The organism is Geodermatophilus sp. SYSU D00663 (assembly GCF_054050655.1).
This window is the reverse complement of the sequence record NZ_JBJGZT010000012.1, coordinates 72,106-90,465: the sequence shown is the minus strand read 5'-3', so window position 1 is coordinate 90,465 and position 18,360 is coordinate 72,106. Positions and strand designations below refer to the sequence as shown.

Genomic DNA, 18,360 nt, shown 5'->3' with positions numbered 1-18,360 from the left:
TAGGCTGGCGCCCCGTGACGGCCGCCGACCTCCTGATCGCGGCCGCGGTGGCCCTGGGCGCGGGGGCGGTCAACTCGATCGCCGGCGGCGGGTCGCTGATCCTCTTCCCCACCCTGGTCGGGCTGGGCCTGGGCACCGTGGCGGCCAACGTCACCAACTCGGTGGCGCAGTGGCCGGGCTACCTCGGCGGGATGGCCGGGTTCCGCCGCGAGTACGCCGGTCAGCGCGACCGGCTGGTGCGGCTCGGTGCGGTCTCGGCGCTGGGCGGCGTCGCCGGCAGCGTGCTGCTGCTGACCACGCCGAGCGAGGCCTTCGACGTCGTCGTGCCGGTGCTCGTGCTGCTGGCCAGCCTGCTGCTCGCGGTGCAGCCGCTGCTCACCCGCCGGCTGCGCGACCGCGACGACGGCGCCGTCCGCGACCCGTGGTGGCTGTTCCTCGCGCTGTTCCTCGCCACCGTCTACGGCGGCTACTTCGGCGGCGCGCTCGGCGTCATCCTCGTCGGGGTGCTCGGGACGGCACTGCACCGGCTGCCGCTGGCCAACGCGCTGAAGTCGGCGTTCTCCGCGGTGACGGCGACGGTCACGCTGGTCGTGTTCGGCGTCTTCGGGCCGGTGGCCTGGCAGGTGGTCGCCGTCGCGGCGCCGGCCAGTCTGGTCGGCGGGTTCCTCGGCGCGCGGGTGGCCGGCCGCATCCCCGCGACGCCGCTGCGGGTGCTGATCGTGGTCTTCGGCGTCGCGGTGTCCGTCTACCTCTTCACGCGGTGACGTGCTGGAACGGCCCCGCTGCAGGGTCCCGCCGCGAGCTCGCGAGCGGCGGGGGCAGCGGGGTCCTTCTACTCACCGCCGCGGCCGGGCTCTCCGATGGCGATCATGGCCTCGACGGCGCGGCGGGCGCGGGCGGCGGTCTCCGGGTCGACGTCGACGGCGCCCTCGCCGGTGCGCAGCGTGTGCAGCAGCTTGGCCGGGGTGATCATCTTCATGTAGCGGCAGGCCGCGCGGCTGTTCATCGGGATGAACGACGTCCCGCTGTTGAGCGCCCGCAGCTGGTGCAGGATGCCGACCTCGGTGGCGACGAGCACCTGGCCCGACGAGGTCCGCGCCGCGGCCTCGACCATGCCGCCGGTGGACAGCACGCGGGTGCGGTCGGCGGGCAGGTCGCCGTGGCTGACCAGGTCGAGCACCGAGGTGGTGCAGCCGCACTCGGGGTGCACGAGGATCTCGGCGTCCGGGTGCGCGGCCACCTGCGCGCGGACGTCGGCCGGGCTGATGCCCGCGTGCACGTGGCACTCGCCCGCCCACACGTGGATGTTCGACCGCCCGGTCACGCGCTTGACGTGCGCGCCGAGGAACTGGTCGGGGCAGAACAGGACCTCGCGGTCCTCGGGGATGGACCGGATGACGTCGGCGGCGTTCGACGAGGTGCAGCAGACGTCGGTCTCCGCCTTCACCGCCGCGGTGGTGTTGACGTAGCTGACGACGACGGCGCCCGGGTGCTGGGCCTTCCACTCGCGCAGCTGCTCGGCGGTGATCGAGTCGGCCAGGGAGCAGCCGGCGGCGTGGTCGGGCAGCAGCACCGTCTTGTCCGGCGAGAGGATCTTCGCCGTCTCGGCCATGAAGTGGACGCCGCAGAACACGATCTCGCGGGCGTCGGTCTGCGCCGCGACCCGCGACAGGTGGAGGGAGTCGCCGGTGAAGTGGGCGACGTCCTGGATCTCGGGCACCTGGTAGTTGTGCGCGAGCACCACCGCACCGCGCTCGTCGGCGAGCCGGCGGACCTCCGCCGCCCAGTTCTCGTACTCGGCGGCCGACAGGGTGCGCTCGTCGCCGGCGACGGTGGGGGTGGCGGGCGCGATGGTCGCGGTCACGGGGCTCCTCGGAGTGCGGGGGGCTCATCGTCCCCGGAGCGCCGCGGCGGGCGGCGGCGGGGGTGTCCGGTGCAACACCGGGCCGCCCGGCCCGCTTCCCGCTCCGGGGCGTCAGCGACGCACGTCGTAGACCAGGTGGGTCACCCGCCTGCCCTGCACCACCACCGGGTCCTCGAACTGGATCTCCGGCGGGCCGCCGGCGCCGAAGTACGGCCGCCCCGAGCCCAGGACCACCGGGACCAGCGCCAGCACCACCCGGTCGACCAGGCCCGCGCGCAGCGCCTGCCCGCCGACGTCCCCGGCGCTCACCGTGACGTCGCGGTCGCCGGCGAGCTCCCTCGCTCGCCCGATCGCGGCCGGCACGTCGGGCGCGAAGGTGAACGGCGCGGTGGCGCGGTGCGGCCAGTCGTCGGCCGGCCGGTGGGTGACCACGACGACGTGCTCGCCGTTGGGGGGCACGCCGCCCCAGCCGTCGGTGATGTCGAACAGCCGGCGCCCGCAGACCATGACGCCCACCCGCGTCGCCATGTCGGTGAGGAACTCCGCCGTCTCCGCGGTCACGCGGAAGGGCCGGTCCGGGTCGCTGAAGGTCATCTCGACGTCGCCGTTGGCGTACCAGTCGAACAGCGGCCCGGGCATGTCGTCGTCCCGCCCGACGTACCCGTCCAGCGACACCGCCGCGAACAGCACCACCCGGCCCATGGCGCACCTCCTCGCTCCCGGCTCCGGGGCGGAGCCGCCTGCAGGGGAGACCGGCGGGCGTTCCTCAACTCATCGGTTGAGTGTCCTCAGCGCAGGTGAGCGGTGTCGTTCACCAGCCGGACCGAGGTGCGGCCGTCGGAGCTCCATGCCACCGTCGACAGCGACGCCGCCTCGAGGAACACCCGGTGCACCACCTCGTCGCCGGCGCCGAGGCCCGCGGCGAGCAGCAGCTTGATCGGGGTCACGTGGCTGACCACGAGCACCGTCCTCCCGGCGTGCCGCTCGAGCAGCCGCTCCCGGGCGCGGGCGACGCGGCGCGACACGTCGGCCACCGACTCGCCGCCCGGCGCGGCCACCGTCACGTCGCTCGCGAAGCGGCGGGCGGCCAGCGGGTGCCGCTGCTGCGCCTCGGTGGCGGTGAGCCCCTCGAGGTCGCCGAAGTCGAGCTCGACCAGGTCGTCGTCGAGCTCCACCGGCAGGCCCAGCGCGCCGGCCACGACCTCCGCGGTCTCCCGCGTGCGGCGCAGCGTCGAGGCGACGACGACCTCGATGCCCAGCTCCTTCGCCCGCACCGCGGCCGCCTCGGCCTCCGCGCGCCCGGTGACCGACAGCGGCAGGTCGTTGCGGCCGCTGTACCGCCGCTCGGGGGTGTGCTCGGTGCGCCCGTGGCGCAGCAGGTGCGTCACCGTGGTCACCGGCGGCGCGGGTTCGGCGGCCGGCTGGACGTCGTCCTCCACCACGGTCGGCTCGGCGGCGAGGTCGCGGTGCACCGGCCGGCCGTCCATCGCGCTGTTGGCGAGCGCGTCGGCGGCGCCGTTCTGCGCGCGCGGCACCCAGGTGTAGCGGACGCTGCCCAGCTGCCGGGCGAGATCGCGGGCCTGGACGGCGAGCTTCTGCATGTCCGGGTGCTTGATCTTCCAGCGCCCCGACATCTGCTCGACGACGAGCTTGGAGTCCATCCGCACCTCGACGTCGGCGCTCGCGCCTCCGCCGCCACAGAGGTCCAGCGCCGCCTGCAGCCCGGCCACCAGCCCGCCGTACTCGGCGACGTTGTTCGTCGCCCGGCCGACCGACGCCGCGCGCTCGGCGAGCACCCGCCCGGTGGCGGCGTCGCGCACCAGCGCGCCGTAGCCGGCCGGGCCCGGGTTGCCCCGCGAGCCGCCGTCGGCCTCGACGACGAGACGGCGGGTCACAGGCCCGACTCGGCGGTGCGCACGAGGATCCGGCCGCAGTTCTCGCAGCGGACCACCTCGTGCGGGTCGGCGTTGCGGACGGCGGCGAGTTCCCGGCCGTTCAGCTCGATCCGGCAGCCCTGGCACTGCCGGGCCTTGAGCACCGCCGCGCCGGTGGTGCCGGTCTGGGTGCGGATGCGGTCGTAGAGCGCCAGCAGCGGGGCGGAGATGCCGCCGGCGACCTCCGCGCGCTTCGCCTCGTGCCGGGCGGTGGAGTCGGCGATGTCGGCGAGGGCGTCGTCGCGCAGCTGCTCGGCCCGCTCCCGGTCGGCGACGGCGGCGGCACGCCCGGTCTGGGCGTCGGCCAGCGCGGCGTCGGCGGTCTCCCGGCGCTCCATGAGCTCGAGCACCTGGTCCTCGAGGTCGGACTGCCGCCGGGCGAGCGACTGCAGCTCCGACTGCAGCGAGGTGATCTCCTTCGGCGTTGCCGCCCCGGAGTCGATCCGCGACCGGTCGCGGTCGGCCCGCTGCCGGACGGTGTCGACGTCGGCCTCGAGCCGCCGCTGCTCGCGGTCGAGGTCGCGCACCTCGGTCTCCGCGCGGACCTCGGCCTCGGCGAAGGTGCGTTCGGACTCCGCGGCGGCCTCGACCGCGGCGACCTCCGGCAGCGTGCGCTTCCGGTGGGCGAGCTGGGTGAGCGCGACGTCCTCGTCGGCCAGGGCCAGCAGCTTCTGCTGCTCGAAGTGGTCGGCCTTCACCCGCTCAACCTACCTGCGGCCGGTCGCCTCCCCCGTCGTGCCGCGGGCCGTGCCGGGCGGCGCGGACTCCAGCGGGTCGGGGAGGTCGCGGAAGGTCGGGTCCTCCCGCTCGGCGGTGTAGTCGCTCTCCGCCGTCCCGTCGACGCCGTCGTCCACCTTGGCCGCGCGCAGCGCCATCGTCGCCAGCACCGTGACGACGAGGTTGACCAGCAGCGCGAGGAAGCCCGCGTAGACGCTGGACTGCGCGTCCAGGCCCAGCTTGGACAGGGCGAACGCCGACCCGCCGAAGTGCTCGCGGAGGACCGTGCCGTCCGGCGCCAGCCGCGGGATGTTGTAGAGCATCAGCAGGCCCGCGGCCATGCCCGCGACCCACCCGGCGATGAGCGCGCCGCGGTGCAGCCAGCGGGTGTAGAGGCCGAGGGCGACCGCGGGCAGCGTCTGCAGGATGATCACGCCGCCGATGAGCTGCAGGTCGATGGAGAACTGCGGGTCGATGAACAGGATCGCCGCGACCGCGCCGACCTTCACCACCAGCGAGGTCACCTTGGCGACCTGCGCCTCCTGCCTCGGCGTGGCGTCCTTCCTGAGGAACTCCTTGTAGATGTTGCGGGTGAACAGGTTCGCCGCGGCGATCGACATGATCGCCGCCGGGACCAGCGCGCCGATGCCGATGGCGGCGAAGGCGATGCCGGCGAACCAGCTCGGGAACATCTCCTGGAACAGCACCGGGACGACGGTGTTGCCGTCCTCGCCGATCGGCGTCACCCCGGCCGCGATCGCCATGAAGCCCAGCAGCGCGATGAAGCCCAGCGCCAGGCTGTAGACCGGCAGCGCGCTCATGTTGCGCTTGAGCACGTCGCGGTTGCTGGCCGCCAGGACGCCGGTGATCGAGTGCGGGTAGAGGAACAGCGCGAGCGCCGACCCCAGGGCCAGCGTCGCGTACTGCCACTGCCCGGTGCCCGGCAGCAGCACGCCCGCGCCGGTGCCGGCGGAGAACTTCTCCTCGGCCGCGCCGAAGATCACGTCCCAGCCGCCGAGCTTCACCGGGATGACGATCACCGCGACGATGATCGTCAGGTAGATGAGGGTGTCCTTGACGAACGCGATGAGCGCCGGCGCCCGCAGCCCCGAGTTGTAGGTGTACAGCGCCAGGATCACGAACGCGACGATCAGCGGGAGCTCGCCCTCCACGCCCATCGCCTTGAGGATCGCCTCGATGCCGACGAGCTGGAGGGCGATGTAGGGCATCGTCGCGACGATCCCGGTGAGGGCCACGAGCAGCGCCATCGTCGGGGAGTCGAACCGGGCGCGCACGAAGTCCGCCGGCGTCACGAACCCGCGCACGTGGCTGACCGACCACAGCCGGATGACGACCAGGAACACCAGCGGGTAGATGACGACCGTGTACGGGACGGCGAAGAACCCGGCCGCGCCGGCGCCGAACATCAGCGCGGGGACGGCGACGAACGTGTAGGCGGTGTAGAGGTCGCCGCCCAGCAGGAACCAGGTGATCCAGGTGCCGAAGCTGCGCCCGCCCAGCCCCCACTCGTCCAGGTGCATGAGGGTCTCGGCCCGCCGCCAGCGCGAGGCGACGAACCCCATGACCGTGACGACCAGGAACAGGACGATGACGATCGTCAGCTCGACGACGTTGACCCCGTCCACGGCTCAGCGCTCCCTGTCCCGCTCGATGGCGGCGCGGGCGGCGGCCCGCTCCTCCGGGCTGCGCCGGGTGGCCCGGTAGACGACCACGGTGGTCAGCACGCCCAGCCCGACGAACAGCAGCTGCACCCAGTAGAAGAACGGCCAGCCGAAGAGGGTCGGCTCGACGCGGTTGTAGAACGGCACGACCAGCGGCACCACGATCGGCACCAGCAGCAGCCAGTTCCAGGGGCTGCGGTCGCTCCTCCGGGGGACCGCGCCTCCCGTCGGCGGTCGTTCGGCGGTGGCCACGGCGCCCTCCCCGTCTCAGCCGGCCGTGCGGGCCGGGTCCCCTCCTGCCGACCGGCCCCGGTGCACCGTCCACGGGTCGGTGCGGCGCCGGGAGGCGACCGCCTCGACCCTGCCGGACAGGTCCGTGGCCAGCACGTCGGCGACCACGGGGACCCAGGGCCACTCGGAGGCGAAGTGTGCCACGTCACACAAGTCGGGACCCCCGTCCTCCCGCGCCTCGGACACGGGGTGGTGCCGCAGGTCGCTGGTGAGGAGGACGTCGGCGCCGGCCGCCGTCGCCTCGGGCAGCAGCGAGCCGCCGCTGCCCCCGCAGACGGCGACGGTGCGCACCGGCCGGTCCGGGTCCCCGGCCGCGCGGACCCCGCCGGCGGTCTCCGGCAGGACCTCCGCGGCGAGCGCGGCGAGGCCGGCCAGCGTGGTCGGCCGCGGCAGCTCCCCCACCCGGCCGAGCCCGGCGCGGGAGCCGGGCGCCACCGGCTGCAGCGGGCGGGTGCCGGTCAGCCCGAGGACGGCGGCCAGCGCGTCGTTGACGCCGGCGTCGGGGGCGCGGTCGGCGTTGGTGTGCGCGACGAACAACCCGCAGCCGGCGCGGACCAGCCGGTGCACCAGCCGCCCCTTCGGGTCGTCGGCGGGGACGCCGTGCACCGGGGTCAGGAACAGCGGGTGGTGGGTGACCAGCAGCCCGGCGCCGAGCTCGAGCGCCTCGTCGACGACGGCGGCCACCGGGTCGACGGCGACCAGCACGCGCTCCACCGGCTCGGCGGGGTCCCCGCAGACCAGGCCGACGGCGTCCCAGCCCTCCGCGAGCGCCGGGTCGTAGCGGGCCTCCAGCGTGGCGACGACCTCGCCCAGGGTGGCGGTCACGGGCGCCGACGCTAGCCGAGCGCCGTCCCGCCTCCGGCGGCCGCGGGTGGCAGGCTCCAGACCGTGGCGGACAGGTCGCTGCGCGCACCCGCGTGGCTCGAGGAACTGCTCCGCACCACTCCCCCACCCGTGCCGTGGCGCGACGTCGTCCGGTTCGCCGTCGTCGTGCCCGCGCCGCTGGCCGTGGCCCTCGCCGTCGGCGGGCGGACGGCGCTCGGCGCCGGCGTCTTCGCCACCACCGGGGCGCTCGCGGCCACCCTCGCCCCGCAGGGCGGCCCGCTGCGCGACCGGCTGCGCCGCACCGCCGCCGCGGTCGGCCTCGGCGCGGTCGGCCTGGTCGCCGGGCAGTTCGCGAGCGGCGGCGGCGTGCTGCCGGTGGTGGTCGTGGCGGTGCTGTCGGTGGCCGCGGCGGTGATCAGCGCGGTCAACTCGGCGATGTCGCTGGGCGCCCTGCAGCTGCTGGTCTACACCGCGCTGGCGTCGGGGCTGGTGACGCCGCTGCCCGCGGCGGCCGAGGTGGCGTTCTTCGCCGCCGGGGCGGCCTGGGCGACGCTGGCCACCCTGGTGCAGGCTGCGACCGAGCCCAGCGACCCCGACCGCAGCGCCGTCGCCGCGGTCTTCACCCGGATCGCCGGGCTGCTCACCGCCGTGGGCACCGAGGGCACCGACGACGCCCGCCGCGAGCTCACCACCGCGCTCAACGCCGCCTACGACCGGGTCATCCGCACCCGCAGCCTCGCCGCCGGGCGCAACCGGCAGCTGTCGGAGCTGGCCGGCGTCCTCAACGCCGCCGCCCCGCTGGTGGAGGCCGCGGTCGCCGCCGCCCGCACCGGGGTGCACGCCGACCCGCACGACGTGACGGCGGTGCACGCCCTCGCCGCCGCCGTCTCCGGCAGCCGCGAGCTGCCCGACGAGCGCCCGCCCGCCCTCGACGAGGGGCCCGCCGTCCGCCGCGCGGTGCGCCACGGGGTGCGGCTGGCCTGGGCCGTCGTCGGCGACCCCGAGGAGCGTGCGGGAGCCGCCGTCACCCCGCCCCGGCCGCCCTGGCGGGACCGGCTGCGCGACCTCGCCGACCGCACGCTCGGCAGCACCGACACCCGCGAGTTCGCCCTCCGGCTGACGCTGTGCATGACCATCGCGGAGGTCGCCCGCCAGCTGCTGCCCATCGAGCGGCCCTACTGGGTGCTGCTCACCGTCGCGATCGTGCTCAAGCCCGACTACGGGTCGGTGTTCACCCGGGCGGTGCAGCGCGGCGCGGGCACCCTGCTCGGCGTCCTCATCGGCTCGCTGCTGCTGTCGGTGCTGCCCCGCGACGGGTGGGTGGTGGTCGCCATGGCCGTCGCCGCCGGGCTGCTGCCGTGGGCGCGCGGCGCCAACTTCGGCCTGTTCTCGGTCTTCCAGACGCCGGTGATCATCCTGCTGCTCGACCTCGCCGTCCCCGGCGGGCCGGAGCTGGTCGGCGCCCGGCTGGTGGACACCCTCATCGGCTGCGCGATCGTGCTGGTCGCGGGCTACCTGCTGTGGCCGCAGACCTGGCGGGCGCCGCTGGAGGACGCCCTGCGCGCGGCCGCGCTGGCGCTGGACGCCTTCGTCGGCGCCGCGTTCGGCGCGGACCCGGTCGCGCGCCGGCGCGCCCGTCGCGCGACCTACCGGGCGCTCACCGAGCTGCACACCCAGCTGCAGCGCCGGCTGGCCGAGCCGCCGCCGATCAGCACCCGCGCCGGCGCCTGGTGGCCGGTCATCGTGCAGCTGGAGCGGACCGCCGACGCCGTCACCGAGGCGGTCATCGCCGTCAACGGCGGGGAGCCCGGGCCCGACCCGTCCCAGGTGGCGGTGCTGCGGCGGGCGCTGCGCGAGCTGGAGGACGACGTCCGCACGCACCGGGTGCCCGACGACGCCGAGATCCACGCCGACGGCGTCCTGGCCCCGGTCGCCCGCGAGGTCGACGCCGCCCGCCGGCTGGTCCGCGACGCCGCCCCCGGCCGCCGCCCCGAGACCGCGGCGCCCGGGAGCTGAGCCCGGTCGCCCCCACGGGACCGCGGCGCCCGGCGGCTGAGTCGCCGCTGTCCGCGAGCTGCGCTGTCATGGACGGGTGCCACTCCGCCGTCATCGCCCCGCGCCCGTCCCGCCCCGCATCCCGGTCGTCCCGGGGATCGACGGACCGCCCCCGCCGGGCTCGCGCACCGTCCGCACCGACGACGGCGTGGACCTGCACGTGGAGTTCGACGGACCCGAGGACGCCCCGGTCACCGTGGTCTTCTGCCACGGCTTCACCGCCCGCCTCGGCGAGTTCCAGCTGCAGGTCGAGGCGATCCGCGACCGCGCCCGCGTCGTGCTGTGGGACCAGCGCGGCCACGGCCGGTCCCGCTGGGTCGACCCGCGGACAGCGACCATCGACCGCACCGCCCGCGACCTCGGCCAGGTGCTCGACGCCGTCGTCCCCGCGGGCCGGCCGGTGGTGCTCGCCGGGCACTCGATGGGCGGCATGACGATCATGGCGTTCGCCCGGCAGCGGCCCGAGCTGTTCGGCACCCGCGTCGTCGGCGCGTTCCTGCTGGCCACCTCGGCCGGCGGCCTGGTCGCCCGCGGGCCCCTGGGGTTCGCGGTGAAGGCGATGCGCACGCTGCACCTGCTGGGCCTCTACCTGTGGTGGCTGCGGCTGCTGGCCCCCGGGCTGGAGCGGCTGCGGCGGCGCGGCACGCGGCTGGGCCACCGGTTCACCCGCCGCTACCTGTTCGGCCGCGACGACGCCACGCGCGAGGCCGTCCGCGTCGTGCAGGCGATGCTCGAGGAGACGCCGCTGACGGTGACCATGGCCTTCTACGGCACCTTCCTCGACCACGACGAGACCGCGTCCCTGCCGGTGCTCGGGCGGGTCCCGTGCACCGTCGTCGCCGCCGAGTACGACCGGCTGACCCCGGCCGAGCACGGCCGGCAACTGGCCGCGGGGATCGGCGAGCGGGCCGAGCTGGTCGTCGTCCCGGGCGCCGGGCACAGCGTCAACCTCACCCGCACCGCCGTCGTCGACCGCGCCCTCACCGACCTGCTCGACCGGGTGGCAGCGGCTGGCCCCGGCAGCGTCCGGCAGGCAGGCTGACCGCGGACCTGCCTACCGTGTCCGGCACCACACGACCGTGTTCCGACGGCCGGGTCGCTGGATACGGGACCGGCCGACACCGTCTCGACGAGTTGGGGAGCGACCGTGGACCGCCTGAGCGCGACCGATGCCGGCTTCTACTACGCGGAGACCGAGAACGCACCGCTGCACGTGGGCTCGGTGGCGGTCTTCGAGGGACCGGCGCCGTCCTACGGCGACCTGGTGCGCCTGCTGCTGAGCAAGCTGCCGCTGGTGCCGCGCTACCGGCAGCGGGTGCGGGAGGTGCCCTTCAACCTGGGCCGCCCGCTGTGGGTCGACGACCCGCACTTCCAGATCCTCTACCACGTGCGGCACACCGCGGTGCCCAAGCCCGGCGGTGAGGAGCAGCTGCGCAACCTCGCCGGCCGGGTGCTCGGCCAGCGCCTGGACATGGCCAAGCCGCTGTGGGAGGTGTGGCTGGTCGAGGGCCTGGAGGACGACCGCTGGGCGATCATCTCCAAGGTCCACCACTGCATGGTCGACGGCATCGCCGGCACCGACCTGATGCAGGTGATGTTCGACCTCGACCCGAACGCGGAGCACAAGGCGCCGCGCGACTGGTCGCCGCAGCGCAGCCCCTCGGGCGTCGAGATGGTCGCCGGCGCGCTGACCGAGACCGTCACCGCTCCCCTGCGCCAGCTCGTCCACGGCCCCGAGGCCGTCAGCAACGGCGCGAGGGGGCTGGTCAACAGCGCGAAGGCGGCGGTGTCGTCGGTCCCGCAGCTGGCCCGCCAGGCGCTGACCCCCATGGCCCGCACGCTCACCGGCCCGATCGGCCCGCACCGGCGCTGGGCGTGGGCCGACGCCGAGTTCGAGGACCTGCGCACCGCCCGCAGCGCGCTGGGCGGCACGGTCAACGACGTCGTCCTCACCGCCATCACCCGCGGCTTCCGCGACCTGCTCAAGGGCCGCGGGGCGCTCGGCGGCGACACGGTCGTCCGCACGATGGTGCCGATCTCGGTGCGCAAGGAGGGCGAGCGCGGCTCGCTGGACAACCGGGTGACCGCCGTCTTCGTCGACCTGCCGGTCGGTGAGGCCGACCCGCGGGCCCGGCTGGCCGCGATCAAGCAGCAGATGGACGAGTACAAGCGGACGATGCAGGCCGTCGACGCCCGCTCGATCATCGGGATGGGCGACTACGTCGCGCCGACGCTGCTGGCGCTCGGGGTCCGGGCGGCCATGCAGACCGGCCAGGTGTGGTGCCAGGCGGTGACGACGAACGTGCCCGGCCCGCGGGTGCCGCTGTACGTGCTCGGCAAGCGCATGGTGTCCGCCCACCCCTACGTGCCGATCGCCGGCGGCACCCGGATCTCCATCGGGATCTTCAGCTACCTCAACTCGATGACCTTCGGCATCAACGCCGACTTCGACGCCTTCCCCGACGTCGACGTGCTCTCCGAGGGCATCTGCCGCGGCATCGCCGAGCTGGTCGGGCTCGCCGCGGAGCGGCAGCCGGCCGCGGCCACGCCGTGACCCGGCGGTCGCCGGGCGTGACCCGGTTCACGCCCGGCGACGCCGGGTAGCGCGCCGTCGTGACCGTTTCCGAGACCGATCTGACCGTCGCCGTCACGGGCCCCACCGGCACCTTCGGGGAGGGCCTGGTCCCGCTGCTGCAGGCCGACGACCGGGTCCGCCGGGTGGTCGGCATCGCCCGCCGCCCCTTCGACCCGGCGGCCCGCGGCTGGACGAAGATGGAGTACCGCCGGGGCGACGTGCGCGACGCCGACGCCCTGAAGGAGGCGTTCGCCGGCGCCGACGTCGTCGTGCACCTGGCGTTCCTCATCACCGGCAACGCCTCGCGGCAGACCACGCGGGCGATCAACGTCGACGGCACGCTCAACGCGTTCCGGGCCGCGGCCGCCGCCGGTGCGCGCCGGTTCGTCTACGCCTCCTCGCTCGCCGCGTACGGCTTCCACCGGGACAACCCGGTGGGCATGACCGAGGACTGGCCGGTGCGCCCGGCGTCCCGGCTGTTCTACGCGCAGGAGAAGGCCGAGCTCGAGCAGCTGCTGCAGCAGGAGGCGCAGGACCACCCGGAGCTCGGCCTGTACCTGCTGCGCCCGCCGGTGGTGCTCGGTCCGCACACCGTCGGCGCCAAGGACCTGCTGCCCGGCCCGCTCGCCCCGCTGGGACGGTGGCTGGCCGAGCAGAGCACCCGGCGGCTGCCGGTCCCGGTCCCGGTCGCGGTGCCGGCGCTGCCGCTGCAGTTCGTCCACGAGGACGACGTCGGCTCCGCGCTGCTGCAGTGCGTCGTCGCCGCCGGCCCGCCCGGGGCCTACAACATCGCCGGCGACGGTGTCGTGACCGCCGCCGACGTCGCCCGCGAGTACGGCGCCCTGCCGCTGCCGCTGCCGGCCGCGCCGGCGCAGTTCGCGGCCCGCGCGGTGTCCCGGCTGCCGTTCCTGCCGCCGGCCGTCGAGTGGGTGGAGGCGGCCAGCCACCCGGCGATCATGGACACCACCAAGGCGAAGCGGGAACTGGGCTGGCAGCCGCGGTACACGGGCCTGGAGGCGCTGCGCGCCACCCTCGACCGGGGCTGAGACCGGCCCGCGCCGCGCGGGAGCAGGATCGGCGCCTCCGCCGGCGCCGGCCCCGTCACCGGCGGGGCGCCCGCCCGTTGGACCCGGCGCCGGCGCGCCGCGACGAGCCCCGAGGAAGGAGTGCGCATGACCCCCGGAGCGGACGACGACGTCCCCCGCATCGTGCTGGTCGACGCCGCGAGCGAGGTCGAGCGGCGGATGGTGACCGAGGCGCTGCCCCCGGGCGGGACGGTCCTGCCGCTGAGCGGCGCGGCGCTGGCCGGGCCGCTGGCCGACGCCGACCCCGCCACCGTGGTGACCGCGACCCGGGTGGCGTGGACGCCGCTCGGCGGCGCCGAGGTGACCCGCCGCGGGCCCGGCCGGCGCGGGCGGTGGTCGGCGGCCCGCCCCTCGCTGCTGCGCCGCCCGCCGGCCCCGCTGCAGGCGGCCGCGGTGCGCCGCGACCCGGACCGGGCGCGGGTCGTCGTCGCCGAGCCCGCCACCGTGGGCGAGCTGACCGGGCGGTGGGACGGCACCGGCAGCCTCGCCGCGTTCGTCGCGCACCAGGCGGCGCTGGCGCTGGACCGGGCCGAGCGGCAGGTGGTCGGCGACCGGGCCAAGGTGCCCCGGCACGTCGCCGAGGCGATCCGGCACAGCCCCGAGTGGCGCGCGGAGGTCGCCGCGCTGGCCGAGCGGCTGGAGCGGCCCGAGGAGGAGGTGGCCGCCGAGGCCGCCGCCGACCTCGACGAGCTCGTCGCGGCGATGGACCCGGCCGCCGTCGAGGTGTTCACCGGGCTGCTGCGGCCGGTGCACGCCCGCGCCTGGGACGTGCAGGCCGACACCGCGCGGCTCACCGACCTGCGCGAGCTCAACCGGACGCACCCGCTGGTGTTCCTGCCCAGCCACCGCTCCTACGTCGACCCGCTGGTCCTCGCCGACGTGCTGGCGCAGCACGACTTCCCGCGCAACCACGTGCTCGGCGGGGAGAACCTGCGGTTCTGGCCGGTCGGGTCGATCGCCAAGCGGGCCGGGCTGATCTTCATCCGGCGCAGCTTCGGCGACGACCAGGTCTACAAGACCGCCGTCCGCGAGTACCTGGCGTTCCTGCTGGCCAAGCGGTTCAACCTCGAGTGGTACATGGAGGGCGGCCGCTCCCGCACCGGCAAGCTGCGTCCCCCGCGGCACGGGCTGCTCGGCTTCGTCGCCGACGCCGTGGAGCGCAAGCGGGTGGAGGACGTCTACCTCGTCCCGGTGTCCATCACCTACGACCAGCTCCGCGAGGTGTCGGGGATGGCCGCCGAGCAGGGCGGCGCCGCCAAGCGCGGCGAGGGCCTGTCGTGGATGGCGTCCTACATCCGCGAGCAGGTGCGCACGCCGCTGGGCACGGTGCACGTCGGCTTCGCGGAGCCGCTGTCGCTGGCCGCGGCGCTGCGCGGCGCCGACCCGGCCGACCCCGGCTCCCGCCGGCTGAGCCTGCAGAAGGTGGCCTTCCAGGTCGCCGTCGGCATCAACGACGTCACCCCGGCGACGGCGACGGCGCTGGTCACCCTCGCCCTGCTCGGCGTGCGGGACCGGGCGCTGACGCTGGCGCAGGTGCAGCGGGTGCTCGAGCCGCTGCTGCGCTACCTCACCGAGCGGGACCTGCCGCACTCCGGCGCCGCCCTGCAGACGCCGCGCGGCGTGCGGCGGGTGCTCGGCGCGCTGGCCGGGCAGGGCGTGGTGACCGCCTACGAGGGCGGCGAGGAGCCGGTCTACGCGATCGGACGCGGGCAGCACCTGGTCGCCGCCTTCTACCGCAACAACGCGATCCACCACTTCGTGGACCGGGCGATCGCCGAGCTGGTGATGCTGCGCGACCCGGCCGACCGCTGGGACGAGGCCTACCGGCTGCGCGACCAGCTCAAGTTCGAGTTCTTCTTCCCCGAGCGCGACGCCTACCGCGACCGGCTGGCCGGCGAGCTCGAGCGGCTGGACCCGGGGTGGGAGACCGCCGACGGCCGCGACGTCCTCTGCCGCGCCGACCTGCTGGTGGCCCACCGGGTGCTGCGGTCCTTCGTCGACGCGCAGCTCGTCGTCGCCGAGCGGCTGGCCGCCCGCGACCCGCGGACGCCGGTCACCGAGCCGGAGTTCCTCGCCGAGTGCTCCGGCGTGGGCCAGCAGATGCTGCTGCAGGGCCGGCTGCACGGGCCCGAGTCGCTGTCCCGCGAGCTGTTCGCCGGGGCGCTGCGGCTGGCCGCCAACCTGGACCTGGTCGACCCCGGCCGGGACGACCTGGCCCGCCGGCGGCAGGAGTGGGCCGCTCAAGTCCGGGACGTCGTCGGCCGAGTAGTGGTGATCGACGAGTTGGACGCCGCGGCGCGGCGGGAGAGCGTGGGGGTGGAACCGTGACGGCCGAGACGTCGACGGGGGGCGGGCTGCGCGAGCAGGCGGCCGCCATGGCCCGGAGCAACGTCTGGACCGAGGACCAGCTGATCGCCGACGTCGAGGCGGCGCCGCCCGGTCCGCGGGTCGGGGCGTTCTTCGACTTCGACGGGACGGTGATCGACGGCTACTCGCTGGCCGCCTTCGCCCGCCACCACCTGCGCTCGCTGCACGTCACCCCGACCGACCTCGGCCAGCTGCTGCTCACCGGTCTGCGCGGGGTCACCACCGAGGAGGACTTCGCGCGGTTCACCGTCGCCGGCATGCGCGCCTGGGCCGGCCGCAGCGAGGACGAGCTGGCCGAGCTCGGCGAGCGGCTGTTCGTCCAGGGCATCGCGGGCTCGCTGTACCCCGAGGCCTGGCGCCTGGTCACCGCCCACCTGCAGGCAGGGCACACGGTGGTCCTGGCCTCGTCGGCGACCCGGTTCCAGGTGGAGCCGGCCGCCCGCGCGATGGGCGTGGAGCACGTGCTGGTCTCCCCCGTCGAGATCGTCGACGGCGTCTGCACCGGCCGCCCGGGCGGCCCGCTGCTGTGGCGGGCGGGCAAGGCCGCGGCCGTGCGCGCGTTCGCCGAGGAGCACGGCATCGACCTGCTGCAGAGCTACGCCTACTCCAACGGCGACGAGGACGTCCCCTTCCTGCGCACCGTCGGCCGCGCCCGCGCGCTCAACCCGGGCAAGGGGCTGACCGCCGCGGCCCGGCACTACTCGTGGCCGGTCGCCCGCTTCAAGCGCCGCGGGAGCACCTCCCCGGCCGACGTCGCCCGGACGCTGGCCGGCGTCGGGGGCATGTTCGGCGGCTTCGCCACGGGCCTGGCGGTCGGCGCGCTGGGCGGCTCGCGGCGGGAGGCGGTCGACCTCGGCCTCACCCTCGCGGGTGAACTCGGCAGCGCGCTGGCCGGCGTCCGGCTCGACGTCCAGGGCGCCGAGCACCTGGCCACCCGGCCCGCGGTCTTCCTGTTCAACCACCAGAGCCAGCTCGACGTCCTCATCCTCGCGAAGCTGCTGCGCGGTGGCTTCACCGGCGTGGCCAAGAAGGAGCTGGCGCGGACGCCGGGCTTCGGGCTGGCGTTCCGGCTGGCCGACGTCGCCTTCGTCGACCGCGGCGACCCCGCCCAGGCCCGCCGCGCGCTGGAACCGGCCGTGCAGCGGCTCAAGGAGGGCATCTCGCTGGTCGTCGCCCCCGAGGGCACCCGCTCGGCCACCCCGACACTGGGCCCGTTCAAGAAGGGCGCCTTCCACGTCGCGATGCAGGCCGGCGTGCCGATCGTCCCGGTGGTCATCCGCAACGCCGGCGAACTCATGTGGCGCGGCGCGACGACGGTCTCCCCCGGCACCGTGCAGGTGCGGGTGCTGCCCCCGGTCGACACGAGCGACTGGACGGTCGAGGACCTCGACCGGCACGTGACCGAGGTGCGCGACTCCTTCCTGGCCACGCTGGCCAACTGGTCCGGGCGCACCCGGCGGCCGGTGGTGGCCGAGTCGCCCACCGCCGAGGACGGCGCGCCCGCTCCCGCGGTCCCGGCCGCGCCGCTGGACTGGGGCACCTCGCCGGAGATGAACCCCATCGAGACGGCGATGTGGCGCGCCGAGGCGGCCGACCCGCGGCTGCGCGCCAACGTCACGCTGCTCGAGGTGCTCGAGACCGCGCCGGACTGGGACCGCTTCCTCGGCGCGCACGAGTGGGCCTCGCGCATGGTGCCGCGGATGCGCCAGAAGGTGGTCGAGCCCGCGCTGGGCGTCGGCGCGCCCCGCTGGGCGACCGTGGACGACCTCGACCTCGGCCGGCACGTGCGCCGGGTGCGGCTGGAGGAGCCGGGCTCGACGCGGCAGCTGCTCGACGTCGTCGGGGAGTTCGCCTCCGCGCCGCTGGACCGCGACCGGCCGCTGTGGGAGGTGCTGCTGGTCGAGGGCCTGGCCGAGGGCCGCGCCGCCTACGTCGTGAAGACCCACCACAGCACCACCGACGGGCTGGGCGCCGTCCAGCTCATGGGCCTGCTGCACCGCCGCAGCCCCGACCGCGACCCCGCCCGCCCCGAGCCGCCGGCCCCGGTGCCCGGCGAGGTCTCCCGCGTCGGTGCGCTGACCGAGCAGCTGGTCGGGACGGCGCGGTCGGTGCCCCTGGCCGCGCTGCGCCGCGGCGTGGAGGCGCTGGGCACCCTGCGCCACCCGCGGGAGGTGGCGGCGCAGGCGCTCGACGCCGCCCGCGCGGCGACGAAGACCCTCGCGCCGCCGCGCGGCAGCTCCCCCGCGCTCGCCGCCCGCGGCGGCGACTGGCGGTTCGAGGTGCTCGAGGTGCCGCTCGCCGACCTCAAGCGGGGCGCGAAGGCGGCCGGCGGGAGCCTCAACGACGGCTTCCTCGCCGCGGTGGTCGGCGGCTTCCGCCGCTACCACCAGCGCACCGGCGCCCCGCTGGCCACGATGACCGTCGGGATCCCGATCAGCCTGCGCGCCCGCGACGACGCCCAGGGCGGCAACCGGTTCACCGGCGCCCGGTTCACCGCGTCGCTGGCCGAGGCCGACCCGGCCGCGCGGATCGCCACCATCCGCCAGTTCGTCCTCTCGGCGCGGGAGACCAGCGCCGGCGGCGTCACCGACGACCTGCTCGGCCCGGCGCTGCACTGGCTCCCCGCGCCGGTCGTGGGCGCGGTCTCCGGGCGGCTGACCAGCGCCAACGACGTCCAGGTGAGCAACATGCCCGGCGTGGCGCACCCGGTGTACATCGCCGGCTCGCGGATCCTGCGGATGTACCCGTTCGGGCCGCTGCCGGGCACCGCGGCGATGGTCACGCTGCTCTCGCACGAGGACACCTGCTGCATCGGCGTCAACCTGGACAGCGCCGCGGTCACCGACCCGGCGGGCCTGGTGGCCGACCTCCAGGCCGGGCTGGACGAGGTGGTGGCGCTCGGGCAGGTGTGAGCGGGGGCTCCCGCGGTACTGCACCGGGTTGTAACCCGCGTCACAGCCCAGGG

14 protein-coding genes are annotated in these 18,360 nt (G+C 75.7%); 7 read left to right on the top strand and 7 right to left on the bottom strand.

The genetic code is table 11. From position 1 onward, the window contains the following. Window positions 1-14: 14 nt before the first annotated feature. Window positions 15-764, top strand: coding sequence for a sulfite exporter TauE/SafE family protein (locus ACI79Z_RS11440; protein WP_456902698.1), 750 nt, complete (start codon window positions 15-17; stop codon window positions 762-764). Between the two features lie 68 nt (window positions 765-832). Here the strand turns inward: ACI79Z_RS11440 and nadA are convergent, their stop codons facing one another. The 7 genes from nadA to ACI79Z_RS11405 all read right to left on the bottom strand — a co-directional run bounded on the left by nadA (window position 833) and on the right by ACI79Z_RS11405 (window position 7,313). Further along, window positions 833-1,864 carry a quinolinate synthase NadA gene (nadA, locus tag ACI79Z_RS11435; RefSeq protein ID WP_387984788.1) on the bottom strand — a complete coding sequence of 344 codons (1,032 nt, stop codon included), beginning with the start codon at window positions 1,862-1,864 and terminating at the stop codon, window positions 833-835. Between the two features lie 111 nt (window positions 1,865-1,975). Next, the gene (locus ACI79Z_RS11430) at window positions 1,976-2,566 is read right to left on the bottom strand and encodes a dihydrofolate reductase family protein (protein WP_456902697.1); all 591 of its coding nucleotides are present in this window, start codon (window positions 2,564-2,566) and stop codon (window positions 1,976-1,978) included. An 86-nt stretch (window positions 2,567-2,652) separates the two neighbouring features. Then, window positions 2,653-3,759, bottom strand: coding sequence for a bifunctional RNase H/acid phosphatase (locus ACI79Z_RS11425; RefSeq protein WP_456902696.1), 1,107 nt, complete (start codon window positions 3,757-3,759; stop codon window positions 2,653-2,655). Further along, the gene (locus ACI79Z_RS11420; RefSeq protein WP_387984795.1) at window positions 3,756-4,496 is read right to left on the bottom strand and encodes a zinc ribbon domain-containing protein; all 741 of its coding nucleotides are present in this window, start codon (window positions 4,494-4,496) and stop codon (window positions 3,756-3,758) included. Before ACI79Z_RS11420 ends, ACI79Z_RS11425 begins: the two co-directional genes overlap by 4 nt. Window positions 4,497-4,505: 9 nt before the next feature. Beyond that, complete coding sequence (gene mctP, locus ACI79Z_RS11415; RefSeq protein WP_456902695.1) at window positions 4,506-6,161, bottom strand: monocarboxylate uptake permease MctP; 1,656 nt, start codon at window positions 6,159-6,161, stop codon at window positions 4,506-4,508. A 3-nt stretch (window positions 6,162-6,164) separates the two neighbouring features. Next, complete coding sequence (locus ACI79Z_RS11410; protein WP_387984799.1) at window positions 6,165-6,449, bottom strand: DUF3311 domain-containing protein; 285 nt, start codon at window positions 6,447-6,449, stop codon at window positions 6,165-6,167. Window positions 6,450-6,464: 15 nt separating this feature from the next. Next, on the bottom strand, window positions 6,465-7,313 hold the full coding sequence (locus ACI79Z_RS11405; RefSeq protein ID WP_456902694.1) for a Nif3-like dinuclear metal center hexameric protein: 849 nt from the start codon (window positions 7,311-7,313) through the stop codon (window positions 6,465-6,467). 63 nt (window positions 7,314-7,376) lie between these two features. Between ACI79Z_RS11405 and ACI79Z_RS11400 the strand changes: the two genes are divergently transcribed. The 6 genes from ACI79Z_RS11400 to ACI79Z_RS11375 all read left to right on the top strand — a co-directional run bounded on the left by ACI79Z_RS11400 (window position 7,377) and on the right by ACI79Z_RS11375 (window position 18,307). Then, a complete protein-coding gene (locus ACI79Z_RS11400; RefSeq protein ID WP_456902693.1) occupies window positions 7,377-9,329 on the top strand; it encodes an FUSC family protein in 1,953 nt (650 codons plus the stop codon). Window positions 9,330-9,516: 187 nt separating this feature from the next. Then, on the top strand, window positions 9,517-10,410 hold the full coding sequence (locus ACI79Z_RS11395) for an alpha/beta fold hydrolase (RefSeq protein ID WP_456902692.1): 894 nt from the start codon (window positions 9,517-9,519) through the stop codon (window positions 10,408-10,410). Between the two features lie 105 nt (window positions 10,411-10,515). After that, a complete protein-coding gene (locus ACI79Z_RS11390) occupies window positions 10,516-11,922 on the top strand; it encodes a WS/DGAT/MGAT family O-acyltransferase (RefSeq protein WP_456902691.1) in 1,407 nt (468 codons plus the stop codon). A 59-nt stretch (window positions 11,923-11,981) separates the two neighbouring features. After that, window positions 11,982-12,989, top strand: coding sequence for an NAD-dependent epimerase/dehydratase family protein (locus ACI79Z_RS11385; RefSeq protein WP_456902690.1), 1,008 nt, complete (start codon window positions 11,982-11,984; stop codon window positions 12,987-12,989). A gap of 126 nt (window positions 12,990-13,115) precedes the next feature. Next, complete coding sequence (locus tag ACI79Z_RS11380; RefSeq protein ID WP_456902689.1) at window positions 13,116-15,356, top strand: lysophospholipid acyltransferase family protein; 2,241 nt, start codon at window positions 13,116-13,118, stop codon at window positions 15,354-15,356. After that, window positions 15,353-18,307, top strand: coding sequence for a wax ester/triacylglycerol synthase family O-acyltransferase (locus ACI79Z_RS11375; protein WP_456902688.1), 2,955 nt, complete (start codon window positions 15,353-15,355; stop codon window positions 18,305-18,307). The genes ACI79Z_RS11380 and ACI79Z_RS11375 overlap by 4 nt, the downstream gene beginning before the upstream one ends. Window positions 18,308-18,360: the final 53 nt, after the last annotated feature.